Raw genomic sequence first — 13,883 nt, 5'->3', positions numbered from 1 at the left:
GCGCGGTTCAGGACAGGTGCGCGACGGCGTCCAAGGCGTCCAGGTGGGGCAGGTGGTGGTCCAGGCGCTCCCGTTTGGTCCGCAGATAGGTGATGTTGCTCTCGCACGGCGGTATCAGCAGCGGCACCTGCTCGACGACCTGGACGCCGTGGCGCACCAACGCCTCCCGTTTGCGCGGGTTGTTGGACATCAGCCGCACGGACCGCACCCCGAGATCCGCCAGGACGCGGGCCGCGGCACCGTAGTCCCGGGCGTCGACCGGCAGGCCGAGGGCGAGGTTCGCCTCCACCGTGTCCAGGCCCTCCGCCTGCAGCGCCATCGCGCGCAGCTTGGCGAGCAGTCCGATGCCGCGCCCCTCGTGGCCGCGCAGGTACACGACGACACCACTGCCCGCGGCGGCCACCGCACGCAGCGCGGAGGCGAGCTGGTCACCGCACTCGCAGTGCCGCGAGCCGAAGGCGTCGCCCGTCAGGCACTCCGAGTGCAGCCGGGTGAGCACGCCGTCGGCGCCCGGGTCGCCGTGGACGAGCGCCACTTGCTCGTCACCGCGCTCGTGGTCGAAATAGCCGAACGCCCGGAATTCCCCGTACACGGTGGGCAGCGGCGTGACCACGACGCGTTCCACGTCCGTGCGCCGCGATCGCCTCGACGCTTTCTTGCCGAGTACACCAATTTTTTCTGTCATGATTCTCGCGTTCCTCAACAGATTGCCCATCAGGTTGTTCAGCAGCTCGCTCAGCAGCTTGCTCAGCGGTCGCTGGGCGGAGACGAAAGGCCGTGCGGATATGGATGTTTCACTGGTGCCGGCGGACACGACTCAGGACGTGCGCGTGCGCGGCCTGGGAGTCGCGCGACAGGTCGCCGTGCTGCCGGTCGGGAGTTTCGAGCAGCACGGCCCGTATCTGCCGCTGGCGACGGACACGCTCGTCGCCTGCGCCGTCGCCCGGGAGATCGCCGCCAGGTACCCGGTGCACCTGCTCCCACCGGTGACGATCGGCTGCTCGCACGAGCACGCGGACTGGCCGGGGACCGTCAGCATCTCCTCCGTGACCCTCCACGCGGTGGTACGGGACATAGCGGACTCGCTGCGCCGCTCGGGCGTCGACGCCCTGGTGGTGGTCAACGGGCACGGCGGAAACTACGTACTGGGCAACGTCGTCCAGGAGTCCACCGCGCGCGGCGAGCGGATGGCGCTGTTCCCGGCCGCGGAGGACTGGGAGGCGGCGCGGGAGCGGGCCGGGGTGACCACTTCGCTGCTCACCGACATGCACGCGGGGGAAATCGAGACCTCCATTCTTCTGCACACTCATCCCGAATACGTACGGCCCGGTTACGAGGCCGCCGATTTCGTCGCGGACGACCGGCGTCATCTGCTCTCCCTCGGTATGTCCGGCTATACCGATTCCGGTGTCATAGGGCGTCCTTCACTGGGTTCTGCGGAAAAGGGGAGGGAACTGCTGGGGAGTCTCGCGGATTCCTTCGGCGCGTGTTTCTCGCTGCTGACGTCGGTGCCGGTCGGCGTGCCGGACGGTGAGCACGGGTAGGCTCCGTCGGGCGCGCGGCTCGGAGCCGGGCCGCGGACCCGCGTACCGGCGGACGACGAGCACGACGACGCCGGGCAGGCTCGCCGCGAGGCTGAGCACCCCGTAGACCACGGCAACGCCCAGCCCGGTGCCCGCTCCCAGCCCGGCCGCGCCGAACGCCCAGGCGGTGACGCCCTCCCGGGGCCCCCAGCCGCCGACGTTCAGCGGCAACCCCATGGCGAGCAGCGCCAGCACGGCCAGCGGCGTCAGTACGGCGACGGAGGCACCGCTGCCGGCCACCCGGGCGGCGAGGACGAACATCGTGAGGTGCCCGGCCAGTACGACGACGGACGACACGGCGATCCACGGCAGGTCGCGCCGGGACAGCAGCCCTTCACGCGCCTCGCCGAGCGCCGTCCGCAGGGCTCCGGGTTCCCGGCCTGGGCCTGGGCCTCGGCGCGCGGGCGCCCGGTTCATGCGCAGGGCGAGGACGACGGCGAGCGCGCCGAGTACGGCCGCTCCCACGAGCGGTGCGATGTGCCGGGCCCCGGCCAGCACGGGAGACGGCATCGTGAGCAGCACCGCGCCTCCGACGCCGATCAACACGAGCTGCCCGGCGGCGCGTTCGAGGACCACGGCCCGCACGCCGCGCCCCAGGTCGCCCGCGCTCCGTCCGTGCCGTACGGCGCGGTGCACGTCACCGAGGACGCCGCCGGGGAGGGCGGCGTTGAGGAACAGGGCGCGGTAGTAGTCGGTGACGGCCGGGCCGAGCGGCAGCCGGATGCGCAGTCCCCGGGCCACCAGGGCCCAGCGCCAGGCGCTGAACACCGTGGTGACCAGCCCGATCCCGAGCGCCGCCAGCAGCGTGGGCACGTCGATCCGGCGCAGACCGTCCAGGAGGACACCGGTCCCCGTCCGCCACAGGAGTACGGCGAGGATGGCGGTGCCGGCGAGGCTGCCCAGACGGGCGCGCAGGGCGCGGCGGCGGGTCGGAGCGCTGGGAGGGCCGCCGGGAGGGCCACCGGGAGGGCCACCGGGACGGTCGCCGGGCGGATTGCCGCCGGTCGTCGTGGTGTCCCGGCGTACGGCCGCCGCAGGCAAGGCCCTCGCCGGTGCCGTCGGTGCGCTCACCGGTCCCCGCCCGTCGGCCGGCACAGCGCCAGCAGGTCGGTGTGGTGGACGACGACGCGCAACTCGCCCGCCGCACAGGCCGCGAGGCGCTCGTCCAGGTACCGGCCGGCCCGTTCACGCAGTTCCGGGCGCTGTTCGACGGCCGCGCCGACCCAGCCCCGCAGCCACTGCCCGGTGAGCGCGGCCTCGCCGGGGCCCAGCCGCCAGGGGCTGGGGTGCGCCCGTACGGTGGCGCCGTGCCCGGCGAAGGCCTCGGTCGCCGCGGTGACCGCGTCCGGACCGAGCATGCCGGTGCGCCGCTGGTGGTCGTTGAACGCCTCGGCGATCTCGGCGTCCAGGGGGTGGGCGGGGGTGAGGTCGACGCGCCCGGCGACGGAGAGGGTCAGCAGGGCGGGGCAGCCGGCCGAGGCGCAGGTGGCGGCGAGCGCCTCGACCTCCTCGGCGGTGAGGACGTCGAGCAGCGCGGACGCCGTCACCAGTGCGGCCCCGGTCAGCGCGTCCGGGGTGAGACGGGCCAGGTCGCCGCGCCGTGTCTCGACCGTGACGCGGCTGCCGTCGGCGGCCGACCGCGGGGCGGCGACCGCGGCGAAGTGCAGGAGGTACGGGTCGCGGTCGTGCAGCACCCAGTGCTGGGCGCCGTCGAGCAGCGGGGCGAGCCAGCGTCCCATCGAGCCGGTGCCGCAGCCCACGTCGTGCACGACCAGCCCGTCCACCCGCCGCGGCAGGTTGGCGAGGCGGATCCGCAGCGGGTCGAGCAGGTCGTGCGCCCGCGCGGCGGCATCGGCGTTCTCCCGAAGCCGCAGCCACTCGGGCGCGTAGCGCGGGGATTCGCCGGGTTCGCCGGGATGCCCGGGAGCCTCGCGGAGACGGAGGGTGGCGCGCTCCGCCGAGGGCTGCCCGGGGCGGTCGGTGAGCTGCTCGGCGGGCGGGTCGTCCGACCGCACCACGGGCGGGTCGTCCGACCGCACCACGGGCAGGCCGCCCGACCGCACCACGGGCAGGCCGCCCGACCGCACCACGGGCAGGCCGCCCGACCGCACCACGGGCAGGCCGCCCGACCGCACCACGGGCAGGCCGCCCGGCCGCACCACGGGCAGGCCGCCCGGCCGCACCACGGGCAGGCCGCCCGGCCGCTCAACGGTCGGGCCGCCCGACCGCTCGGCAGACTGGCCGTCCGACCGTTCGACTGGCGGGACGTCCGACCGTTCGACTGGCGGGACGTCCGACCGTTCGACTGGCGGGACGTCGGTCGGGCCGGCGCCGGGGATCATGCCGTGCGCGGTCTCGGGGGAGTCCTGCGGGCCGGGCTGGGCCGGGACGGCTCCCGCGGCCGGTGCCGTCGATTTCCTCATGCCGCCCTCCGGGGTCGGCTCGGCAGCCGGTGCAGTACCCCGGCCAGGCTCTGTGCCGTGGTCGCCCAGCCGTTCAGGGCGGCGCGGCGACCGCGTGCCGCGGCCTTCAGCCGGCGTCGTACGTCCGCTTCCCCGAACCAGCCGCGCAGTTCGGCGGCGAGGGCGGCGGGGTCCTCCGGCGGGACGAGGATGCCGGGCACCCCGCCGTCGGGCGCGCGCCCGACCGCCTCCGGGAGGCCTCCGACATCGGTGGCCAGCACGGGGATGCCGCGCGCGAGGGCCTCCGTCACCGCCATGCCGTACGTCTCGGCGTACGAGGTGAGGACCATCAGGTCGGCGGTGGAGTAGGTGGCGTCCAGTTCCGTGCCGGACCGCGGTCCCGCGAGGACCAGCCGGTCCTCCAGACCGTGCCGCGCGATCAGTGCCCGCAGCCGGTCGACGTAGGCCGGGTCATGACCGAGCCCGCCGACGCACACGCAGTTCCACGGCAGGTCGGTGCCGGTCGCAAGGGCCTCCACCAGCCGGTGCTGGCCCTTGCGGGGCGTGACCGCGGCGACGCACAGCAGCCGGGAGACGCCGTCGGTGCCGGGCGCGAGGGGCGCGATGTCGGCGCCGGGGGCGGCGACGTGGACGCGGGCCGGGTCAAGTCCGTGGTGGGAGACGAGGCGGCGGACCGCCCAGTCGCTGGTGGCGACGACGGCCGGTACGGCCCGCAGCACCGCGCGTTCACGGGCGTCCAGTGCGGCGGCCACGGCGGGGTCGAGGCCGGTCTCGTCACCGAGCGGAAGGTGGACGAGGACGGCCATGCGCAGCCGCTCGGCCTCCGGGACGACGACCTCCGGGACTCCGCAGGCGACCAGCCCGTCGAGGAGGACGACGGCACCGTCCGGCAACCGGCGCAGGGCACGGGCGAGTTCGGCGCGCGCGGCGTCGTCCGGCCGGGGCCAGGACCCGTCGACGGGCAGTCCGCGCACCCGCCAGCCGAAGCCGGGCAGGTCCAGCCGTACGCGCCGGTCGTAGGCGTTGCCGCCGCTGGGCGCCGCCGGATCGTCGACCCCGCCGGGCATGACGAAGTGCACGGAGCGCAGGGCCATGGGGACGATCCCGCCGTTCCTCGACGCGGCCGACGTCTGTGCCGGCACATGGGCGAGACGAGCGCGCCCCGGCGTCGCGGCCGCCATCGGTTCGATGGAGGTGTCGGTCACAGCGCACGCTCGTAACTCGCCCAGGCGACGTGCGACTCGTGCAGGGTGACGGTGAGACCGGCAAGGCCCTTGGCCCCTTCCCCGAGCGCGCCCTTGTGCACGCGCTCGGCGAGCCGGTCGGCGATGACCTTCGCCAGGAACTCGGTCGAGGTGTTGACGCCGGCGAAGTCGGGTTCGTTGTCGAGGTTGCGGTAGTTCAGTTCGCTGACGACGGCGCCCAGTTCGCGGGTGGCCAGTCCGATGTCGACGACGATGTTGTCGTCGTCCAGCTGCTCGCGCCGGAAGGTGGCGTCCACCAGGAACGTCGCTCCGTGCAGGCGCTGCGCGGGCCCGAAGACGTCGCCGCGGAAGCTGTGGGCGATCATGATGTGATCGCGGACGGTGATGCTGAACAACGGACGACCCTCCAGGTGTGGCACGTCTGGTCCTCCCCCGCCTGTCCCTGCGCGGGGTACCGTCCATTACGGCCGGGTGCCCTCCCGTGTTCAGCGGCCGCCCCTCTTTCTCAAGGTCAGGCGCCGATGACTTGGTACCGCCTCAGTGGTCGTCCCCGGCGTAGCCGATCCGGTGGCAGAGGGCGGGGATCTCACCGGACGCCAACCCCGGCATGATGTCCGGCAGTTCCGTGAACGCGGACTCGCCGGTGACGAGCGCGTCCAGCGCAGGGTCGGCGAGCAGGTCGAGGGCGAGGGCGAGCCGGTCGGCGTAGGTGCGGGTGGCGCCGCGCGCCGGGGAGACGGTGCCGACCTGGCTGCCGCGCAGGGTCAGACGGCGGGAGTGGAAGGCCTCGCCGAGCGGGAGGGTGACGCGCCGGTCGCCGTACCAGCTCAGTTCGACGACGGTGCCCTCGGGCCGCAGCAGCTCCAGTGACCGGGCGAGGCCCGCTTCCGTCGCACTGGCGTGCACGACGAGATCGAGGCCGTCGAGGGCGTCGGCGGGGGACGCGAAGCCGACGCCCAGCGCGTCGGCGACCTTCGCCCGGTCCGGGTCGGCGTCGACCAACTGGACGCGGACGCCCGGGAAACGGGCCAGCAGCGCGGCCACCGAGCAGCCGACCATGCCGCCGCCGACCACGGCGATCCGGTCGCCGACCAGGGGCGCCGCGTCCCACAGCGCGTTCACGGCGGTCTCGACGGTGCCGGCGAGCACGGCCCGCCCGGCAGGGACGGCCGGCGGTACCGGGGTGACGGCGGCGGCCGGGACGACGTAGCGCGTCTGGTGCGGGTACAGGCAGAAGACGGTCCTGCCGACGAGCTCCCGCGGCCCCGCCTCCACCACACCCACGTTGAGGTAGCCGTACTTCACCGGCCCCGGGAAGTCGCCCTCCTGGAACGGCGCGCGCATCGCCGCGTACTGGCTCTCCGGCACCCGGCCGCGGAAGACGAGCGTCTCCGTGCCCCGGCTGACGCCGCTGAAGAGCGTGCGCACGAGCACGTCACCCGCCCCCGGCTCGGGCAGCCGCACCTCGCGGATCACGCCCCGGCCGGGCGAGTCGAGCCAGAACGCACATGCGGTGCCTGTCATCGGATGTCCTCCTGAACGATCGGGAAGCCGCCCACGTACCGAGGGATGCACGAGCCGCGCACAAGGTAGCGGCGTTGATCGACTCTGTCACTCGGCCGGAGGGTGTTCGGTGGCCCTGAACAACACGTACGACGCCTACGACGCTTACGACGCGAGGCCCGTTCAGCAGGAGACAGCGGTGGGGGCGGCCGTACAGATCCTCCTGCTCACGCTGCTCGGTACCGCGCTCGGCATGGGCACCGCGGGCCGGCTGACCGGCCTGGCCTTCGCACTCGCGTCATGGGCGGTGCTCTCCCGGGCCCTGCGCCGTTCCCGGCTGCCGTCCTTCGGCCCGGCCAACCGGGTCACCCTCGGCCGGGCGACCCTGGTCGGCGGGGTCACGGCCCTGGTCGCGGACTCCTTCCGCGGCGCACCGCCCGTCTCCCTCCTCGTCGGCCTGACGGCCGTGGCCCTGATCCTGGACGGCGTGGACGGCAAGGTCGCCCGCCGCACGGGCACGTCGTCGGCGCTGGGCGCCCGCTTCGACATGGAGGTCGACGCGTTCCTGATCCTGGTGCTCAGCGTGTACGTCGCGATGGACCTGGGCCCGTGGGTGCTGCTGATCGGCGGCATGCGCTACGTGTTCGTCGCCGCCGCCCGCGTGTGGCCGTGGCTGACCGCCCCGCTGCCGCCGAGCACGGCCCGCAAGACGGTGGCCGCGCTGCAAGGCGTGTTGCTGCTGCTCGCGGGCGCGGACCTGCTGCCGCGGACGGCGAACGCCGGGGTGGTACTGGCCGCGCTCGGTCTGCTGGTGTGGTCCTTCGGCCGGGATGTGCTGTGGCTGTGGCGGCGGACGTCGCGGGTGCGGGACGACGCCCCGGCGGCGCCGGCGCGAACCTTGAACCGGACGGCAGGGCTCGTCGCACGGCGCGGGAGGTGGACGCGTGTGTCAGACGCGCCTGAGCTGGACGGTGTTGCCGAAGCGCTTGCCGAGCCAGATCTTCTGGTCGTTTCCGCTTCCGGCGAGCCGCGGGTTGTCGTAGGTGCGCGTTCCGGAGCCGCCCGGGTTGACGGTGACGGTCACCCTTTCCAGGCACCAGTCGTCGTCGTTGTCCTTGCCCGAGAAGCGGACGTAGACGGGGTACCGGTCGGCGTCGTCGGTGTCGAGCCGGGGCAGGCGCGGGTCGTTGCGAGCGTCGTCCAGGACGTTGGCGCCGTCGCCGAAGATGTAGGTGAACTGGTCACCGGCTTCGAAGTCGTTGCGGGAGGCGTCCACGTGGAACTCCCGGCCGGCGATCCCGACGTACACGAACCCGTCGGTGCCGGCTCCCGCGTCGGTCGCCGTGTACAACTGGACGCTGATCTTGGTGATGTCCGTCATCTTCTCCTCCGTAGGGAGACGCGACCTCCTCGCCCGCATGACGGGCCGGACGCAAGGGGGCCCGAGAGGCACTGTGCGTGGCCAGAGGTCTGTGCGGCGGTACAGCCATACAGCTGAACTCACCACGAGTATTCGGTCCGCTACGCACGGCATTCAATGCCTGGTCCGCCGGTGCGCCTGGCGCACCGAGGCGTAAACGTCGAGCGGAGGTACGCGGCTTCAGGGACAGAAGTCTTGGGTACGGGTGCGAGCTGGGCGTATGCCGGGCATCTCATCACATCGGGCCGCTCGAAACGGCACCACGACGGACCGCTCGTCGCAGCGGCACCACGACGGACCGACCGCCGAAGCGGCACCACGACGGACCGACCGCACGTCGCCGATCCGCACGTCGCCGATCCGCACGTCGCCGACCCGCGGGCCGCGGTGACACGGCGCGGCCGCCCGAGCCGGGCGAACCCCGAAGGACTCAGTGGCGCCGAGGCAGCAACCCCACCGCCGCCAGCGGTACGACGGCCAGGACCAGCCACGGCACGGCGGGCGGCAGCCCGCTGTCCAGCAGCAGGCCGGTCGCGGAGCTGCCGGCGAGCACGATGAGCCCGGAGACCGAGGACAGCGCGCCCGTGTACAGCCCGAGCCGCCCCTCCTCGGCGAGGTCCGGCACCCAGGCACGGGCGACTGGCGCGACGAGCATCTGCCCGAGGGTGAGCAGGACGACGAACCCGGCGGCGGGCACCAGCCCGCTCGTCCCCGTCCATCCGGCGGGCCGGGCGAGCGCAACGACGGCGAAGCCGGCCGCGATCAGCGTCAGCCCCGCCACCATCGACCGGCGCGGCGCCAGCCGCTCCCCCGCCCACCGGGTCACCGGCAACTGCGCGGTCACCACCAGCAGCGAGGACAGGGCGAACAGCCAGGCCAGCGGCGCCTGCGAACCGGCGGCCCGCTCCACCTCGGCGGGCAGTGCCAGATAGAGCTGGTTGTAGGCGAGCAGATAGGCGCCGTACGCACAGCACAGCGCGAGGAAACGCCGGTTGCGCAGCAGCAGCCGCGCCCCGCCCCTGGCCCGGACCCGCGCCCGCCCGGGGATGTGCTGCGGCAGCAGCCACGCGTGCCCGGCGAGGACGAGCACGAAGACCCCGGCCCCGGCCAGACACGCGGTACGGAAGTCGACGGCGAGCAGCAGGGCACCCAGCAGCGGCCCGACGAACGCCCCCGCCTGCCCGGCGACGGTGAACAGCGCGAGCACCCGGGTCCGGTCCCCTCCGCCCTCCTCCTCCCAGGTCACGGCCTGCCGGGCGACCTCGGACTCGACGGCCGGCGAGAAGAGCGCGGCGGCGAACCCGATCAGCAGCACCGCCCCGACGACCGCCCAGGTCCGCTCGGCGAAGCCGAGCCACGCGAACCCGGCGATCCGCAGCACGCACCCGGCGAGCACGACGGGCCGGATGCCGTACCGGTCGGCCAGCGCCCCGCCGACCACGAACAGCCCCTGCTGGCTGAAGGTCCGCAGCCCGAGCACGAACCCGACCAGCCACCCCGCCATGCCGATGGCCCCGCCCAGATGCTCGGAGAGGAAGGGCAGTACGGCGAAGAAGCCGATGTTGAAGGCGAGTTGGGTGAGGATGAGCAGGCGGAGCAGCGGGGAGAGCGGGGCACCGCGGCCGCCGGAAACCTTCGCGGGCCGGCCGGTGGATGTGTGCGTCATCGGATTCCGGCCGGTTCCTTCCCCGCGGTGGGCTGGTCGTCCGCGACCGAGGCCGTACGACGAGACCGCCGACCCGGCCGTCGCTCAAGCCGCCGGTCCGCTGGTCGCCCCGCCCGTCGTCGCGGCCGGCGCAGTCCGCCCGCCGCGGTGACGGCCAGCGCGCCGAGCAGGGCGAGTACGGCGGCGGGGGCGAGGACGGCCCAGGGGGCGCGCTCGGCGTAGGGCTGGTTCTCGGCGAGGAGCAGGCCCCACTCGGGGGACGGCGGCTGGGCGCCCAGGCCGAGGAAGCCGAGCGAGGCGAGCGCGAGGGCGACGCCGGGCAGCCGCAGCAGGGCGTGGCGCAGGACGGGCGGCAGCACGGCGGGGAGGAGTTCGCGCCGCAGCAGGTACCACCGTCCCGCGCCCAGCCCTTGGGTGGCGGTGATGTGCAGGGTGGCGCGTTCCTGGCGCAGCAGCGCCGAGGTGTGCGCGGCGAGCGGCGCCCAGGCCACGGCGCCCACGGCGAGCGCGGGTGTGGCCGCCCCGCTCCCCGCGACGGCGGTGACGAGGAGGGCGGCGAGCACGGGCGGGACGGCGTTGACCGTGTCGACGAGCGGCGCGGAGACGCGGGGCACGAGCCCGAGGAGTACGCCCGCGAGCAGCGCGGCGACGCTGATGGCGGACGCGAGGAGCAGCGTGTCCAGGGCCCCGTGGCCGACGCGGGCGAGCAGGTCGCGCCCGAGGGCGTCGGTGCCGAAGGGATGGTCGAGGGAGGGCGCACGCAGCCGCTCCCCGGTGCTGAGCGCGAGCGGATCGCGGGTCAGCCCGAACCCGACGACGACGAGCAGGACGGCGCCGTAGAGGAGGGGCAGCAGCCCGCCGGCGGGCGGGGCGGGCCGGTGCAGGGAGGAGAGGGCGCCGTCGCGCAGGGCGGGTCCGGTGAGCAGACGGGCGGCGACGCGGGTGGCACCGGTCGCGAGCGCGGCGAGGAGCACGAGGGCGAGGGTGCCGGCCTGGAGGACGGGCAGGTCCTGGGCGAGGGCGGCCTGGAGGGTGGTCCGGCCGAGCCCGGGGATGTCGAAGACCTGCTCGACGGCGACGGCGCCACCGGTCAGCCCGACGACGAACAACCCGAGGTTGGGCAGCAACGCGGGTACGCACCGCCGCAACGCCTGCCGTGCGACGCGCCGTCCGGTCAGTCCCCGGGCGGCGGCGGCCAGCGCCCACGGTTCGCCGAACGCGCCGGGCAGCAGATCGTCGAGCAGCCGCCCGAGCACGGCCCCGGCGGGCAGCCCGAGGGCGAGCGCGGGCAGTACGGTCCACTGCGGCCCGTACCACCCCAGGGCGGGCAGCCACCCCAGCTGCACCCCGACGACGGTGGCGAGCACGGAGGCGACGAGGAACTCGGGCAGCGAGGCGATCACGGCGGAGGCGCTGCCGCCGCGCCGCTTCCCACCGAGCCGCCGCCGGGCGCCCAGCCGCAGCGTGCGCGCGCAGATGAGCCCGGCGGTGAGGGCGGCGACGAGGAGCGCGACGGCCATGAGCAGCAGGGAGGCACCGAGCGCTTGGAGCACGTCGGGCAGGACGTCGCTCCCGGAGATCCACGACTGTCCGGCGTCACCGCGCACGAGTCCGCCGAGCCACTGTCCGAGCAGGTGCAGCGGCCCGTCGTCGAGCCCGAGCTGCGCGCGGATGTCGGCGAGCACCTCGGGTGTGGGGTCACGCTCGGCCGACCGCGCCTTGAGAACGGTGTACGCCGGATCGGTCCGCGTCAGCCACGGCAGCAGCCCGATCCCGCACACCAGCCCGGCCGCGAGGACGATCCGCCACGCAACGGTGGCCACCCGCTGCCGCACGGGTCAGCGCCGCGTGCCGGTGCCGACGAGGGTGCGCTCGTACGGGTCGAGGATCACGCCCTGTACGGAGCTGCCGACGCCGGTGATGATCCGCTGGTGCACGAGCGGCACGACGGCGTCGCTGCCGAGGATGCGGGCCTCGGCGGCCATGGCGGCGTCCTGCCGCTTCGCGGTGTCGGCGATCTTCTCGGCCTCGGCGACGGCGCGGTCGACGTCCTTGTCGCACAGCTGGGCGATGTTGAAGCCGCCGTCGCAGGTGTAGTCGCTGGCGAGGACGGCGACGGGGTCACCGGTGTCGAGGAGGGTGTTCCGGGCCAGCACGAAGGCGTCGAACTTCCCCGCCAGGGCGTCCCCCTCCAGCCGCGAGTACTCGCGGACGGTGAGCTTCACCTTGAACCCGGCCTTCTCCAGCTGCTGCTTGACGACCTGGGCGACCTCCGGCAGCTCGGGCCGGTTGTCGTAGGTGGCGAGGTTGATGGTGGCCCCGTCGGCCTTGCCGGCCGCCGCACGTCCGACGGGCGCGGTCCGCTTCCCGTCGGCCCAGGTCACGGCGGGCCCGTAGATACCGGCACCGGGGTCGGCGTACCCCTCGTACACGTCCTTGGCGAACACGGAGGTGTCGACGGCTCCGCGGGCGGCGGCCCGCAGCCCGGCGTCCTTGAGGGGCCCGGAGGAGGCGTTGAAGAGCAGGCTGGTGGTCCGGGTGGTGGCGGTGTCGCGCCGGGTGTCCTCGTCGAGGGTCGCCGCCTGGGAGACGGGGACGGCCTCGGCGATGTCGAGCTCGCCGGTCCGCAGGGCGTTGGCGCGGGCGGTGCCGTCGGCGATGAAGCGCGCGTCGATTCCGGAGGCCTGGGCGCGGCCGCCCCAGTAGTCGTCGAACCGGTCGAGGGAGGCGGAGGTGGCGCCGTTGACCTTGGTCAGCTCGAAGGGGCCGGTGGCGGTGCCGACGGGGTCGACGCGGTTCTTGTCGGCGTAGGCCTTGGCGGAGAGGACGGCGAGGCTGGGGCTGGAGAGTCGCAGCGGCAGCACGGGGTCGGGCTCGGCGGTGGTGATCCGGACGACTCGCTCGCCCTGGGCCTTGGCGGTGAGGGTGACGCCGGCCAGGGCGGCGGGCGCGGGCTCGGCGTCGGTGGCGTGGGTGAGGGAGTCGGCGACGGCGGCCGGGGTGACGTCGGTGCCGTCCTGGAAGGTGGCGTCGCGCAGGGTGAACTCCCACGCCTTCTCACCGTCCCGCCGCCAGGACTCGGCGAGCGCGGGCGCGGCACTGCCGTTGGCGTCGAGCGCGGTGAGGCCCTCGGTGACCGCGAGGCGGCTGAGGAGGGTGGCGTCGGCGCCGTAGGGCGAGAGGTTCTCGGCGGGCGGGAAGGCGAGGGCGACGCGGAGACGGGAGCCGTCACCGTCCTCGTCGCCGGATCCGGAGTCGTCGCTGCCGCCGCCCGACGCGAAGCAGCTGGATATCAGCGGGATGAGCAGGAGCGGGGCGAGCAGCCGGGAGCGGCGGTGGGAGCGCATGGTCCTCGGATCGATCGGGTGTGCGGGAGCGGTTCGGGCGATGGCGGCGACGAGCAGGAGCCTACATGGCAACCGTTTCCATTACCTTGCCGCCCTTGGTTCCGCCGCCCCTCGCTCCGTCGTCCCGCGTTCCGCCGCCCCTCGCTCCATCGGCACGTCGAAGTGCACGATCCCCTGCCCGCCCCCGGCGTCCTCCCGCTCGTCGTGCACGACCTTGGCGAGCGACCGCCAGAAGGGCTCGGCACCGGTGACGGCCGGGTCGGTGTGCAGATACACGGCCCGGTACCCGCCGTCGGCGGCGGCGAAGGCGAGCAGCTCGTCGACGAGCCGCCGCGCCAGCCCACGCCGACGGTGCTCGGGCCGGACGTAGATCCGGCGCAGCTGCGCGGTCACGCCGGAGGGGTAGCGCTCGGCGAGCTCCCGCGGGTTCGGCGGATGCGCGGGCCCCCGGGAGTCGAGGGCACCCGTGGCGACGACCTCACCGTCCCCGTCGACCGCGACGAGCAGCGTGTGCCGCTCCGACGCGAGATACGCCCCGGCCGGGTCGACGATGTCACCGTGCCAGCGCGGGACGTACCCGGTGCCGAAGTCGCGGTAGACGGTGTCGAGCATGACGGCCCGGGCGCCGTCGAGGTCGGCGGGGGTCGCTGTCCTGATGCTGTAGTCACTGCTGCGCACTTGCACATGGTACGCATTAACCGGGATCCGCTGATCAACGTCCCCCTCGGGTCGTGCC

Annotated in this window: 12 protein-coding genes and 1 pseudogene; 2 read left to right on the top strand and 11 right to left on the bottom strand. The window is 74.3% G+C overall.

Annotation, left to right across the window (positions count from 1 at the left end; genetic code table 11):
* Nucleotides 1-7 precede the first annotated feature (7 nt).
* Nucleotides 8-685 carry a GTP cyclohydrolase II gene (gene ribA / locus QC283_RS12205; protein ID WP_279561461.1) on the bottom strand — a complete coding sequence of 226 codons (678 nt, stop codon included), beginning with the start codon at nt 683-685 and terminating at the stop codon, nt 8-10.
* A gap of 100 nt (nt 686-785) precedes the next feature.
* On the opposite strand from ribA, the gene QC283_RS12200 reads away from it, so the two are divergent.
* Nucleotides 786-1,544, top strand: a complete 759-nt coding sequence (locus QC283_RS12200) for a creatininase family protein (RefSeq protein WP_279561485.1) — start codon at nt 786-788, stop codon at nt 1,542-1,544.
* Here the strand turns inward: QC283_RS12200 and QC283_RS12195 are convergent.
* From QC283_RS12195 to QC283_RS12175, 5 genes are all read right to left on the bottom strand, one after another.
* Entirely contained in the window at nt 1,425-2,654 is a 1,230-nt protein-coding gene (locus QC283_RS12195) for a lysylphosphatidylglycerol synthase transmembrane domain-containing protein (protein ID WP_279561460.1), read from the bottom strand. The genes QC283_RS12200 and QC283_RS12195 overlap by 120 nt on opposite strands.
* Complete coding sequence (locus tag QC283_RS12190) at nt 2,651-3,598, bottom strand: methyltransferase domain-containing protein (protein WP_443032589.1); 948 nt, start codon at nt 3,596-3,598, stop codon at nt 2,651-2,653. The genes QC283_RS12195 and QC283_RS12190 overlap by 4 nt, the downstream gene beginning before the upstream one ends.
* A gap of 404 nt (nt 3,599-4,002) precedes the next feature.
* Nucleotides 4,003-5,187 (bottom strand): glycosyltransferase family 4 protein, encoded by a 1,185-nt coding sequence (locus tag QC283_RS12185; RefSeq protein ID WP_279561484.1) that lies wholly within the window; start codon nt 5,185-5,187, stop codon nt 4,003-4,005.
* Between the two features lie 20 nt (nt 5,188-5,207).
* Entirely contained in the window at nt 5,208-5,606 is a 399-nt protein-coding gene (locus QC283_RS12180; protein WP_279561459.1) for a 6-pyruvoyl trahydropterin synthase family protein, read from the bottom strand.
* A 142-nt stretch (nt 5,607-5,748) separates the two neighbouring features.
* On the bottom strand, nt 5,749-6,735 hold the full coding sequence (locus tag QC283_RS12175; RefSeq protein WP_279561458.1) for a zinc-dependent alcohol dehydrogenase: 987 nt from the start codon (nt 6,733-6,735) through the stop codon (nt 5,749-5,751).
* Nucleotides 6,736-6,844: 109 nt separating this feature from the next.
* Here QC283_RS12175 and QC283_RS12170 point away from each other — a divergent pair.
* Nucleotides 6,845-7,606, top strand: a pseudogene (locus QC283_RS12170) (CDP-alcohol phosphatidyltransferase family protein); the annotation flags it as partial.
* A 57-nt stretch (nt 7,607-7,663) separates the two neighbouring features.
* Here QC283_RS12170 and QC283_RS12165 read toward each other — a convergent pair.
* From QC283_RS12165 to QC283_RS12145, 5 genes are all read right to left on the bottom strand, one after another.
* Entirely contained in the window at nt 7,664-8,095 is a 432-nt protein-coding gene (locus QC283_RS12165) for a hypothetical protein (protein WP_279561457.1), read from the bottom strand.
* 469 nt (nt 8,096-8,564) lie between these two features.
* Nucleotides 8,565-9,800, bottom strand: coding sequence for an MDR family MFS transporter (locus tag QC283_RS12160; RefSeq protein WP_279561456.1), 1,236 nt, complete (start codon nt 9,798-9,800; stop codon nt 8,565-8,567).
* Nucleotides 9,797-11,635 (bottom strand): ABC transporter permease subunit, encoded by a 1,839-nt coding sequence (locus tag QC283_RS12155; protein ID WP_279561455.1) that lies wholly within the window; start codon nt 11,633-11,635, stop codon nt 9,797-9,799. The genes QC283_RS12160 and QC283_RS12155 overlap by 4 nt, the downstream gene beginning before the upstream one ends.
* A 3-nt stretch (nt 11,636-11,638) precedes the next feature.
* The gene (locus QC283_RS12150) at nt 11,639-13,147 is read right to left on the bottom strand and encodes an ABC transporter substrate-binding protein (protein ID WP_279561483.1); all 1,509 of its coding nucleotides are present in this window, start codon (nt 13,145-13,147) and stop codon (nt 11,639-11,641) included.
* A gap of 81 nt (nt 13,148-13,228) precedes the next feature.
* Complete coding sequence (locus tag QC283_RS12145; RefSeq protein WP_279561454.1) at nt 13,229-13,825, bottom strand: GNAT family N-acetyltransferase; 597 nt, start codon at nt 13,823-13,825, stop codon at nt 13,229-13,231.
* Nucleotides 13,826-13,883 lie beyond the last annotated feature (58 nt).

This window comes from Streptomyces sp. DH41, from assembly GCF_029813785.1.
GTDB lineage: Bacteria > Actinomycetota > Actinomycetes > Streptomycetales > Streptomycetaceae > Streptomyces.
Note: the sequence above shows the minus strand (reverse complement) of the source record. Positions and strands in the feature narration are given on the sequence as shown.

What these genes read in the sequence shown, in the direction of transcription:
- QC283_RS12160 (WP_279561456.1), bottom strand. Translation starts at nt 9,800, where the DNA reads ATGACGCACACATCCACCGGCCGGCCCGCGAAGGTTTCCGGCGGCCGC.
- QC283_RS12165 (WP_279561457.1), bottom strand. Translation starts at nt 8,095, where the DNA reads ATGACGGACATCACCAAGATCAGCGTCCAGTTGTACACGGCGACCGAC.
- QC283_RS12200 (WP_279561485.1), top strand. Translation starts at nt 786, where the DNA reads ATGGATGTTTCACTGGTGCCGGCGGACACGACTCAGGACGTGCGCGTG.
- ribA (WP_279561461.1), bottom strand. Translation starts at nt 685, where the DNA reads ATGACAGAAAAAATTGGTGTACTCGGCAAGAAAGCGTCGAGGCGATCG.
- QC283_RS12175 (WP_279561458.1), bottom strand. Translation starts at nt 6,735, where the DNA reads ATGACAGGCACCGCATGTGCGTTCTGGCTCGACTCGCCCGGCCGGGGC.
- QC283_RS12185 (WP_279561484.1), bottom strand. Translation starts at nt 5,187, where the DNA reads ATGGCGGCCGCGACGCCGGGGCGCGCTCGTCTCGCCCATGTGCCGGCA.
- QC283_RS12150 (WP_279561483.1), bottom strand. Translation starts at nt 13,147, where the DNA reads ATGCGCTCCCACCGCCGCTCCCGGCTGCTCGCCCCGCTCCTGCTCATC.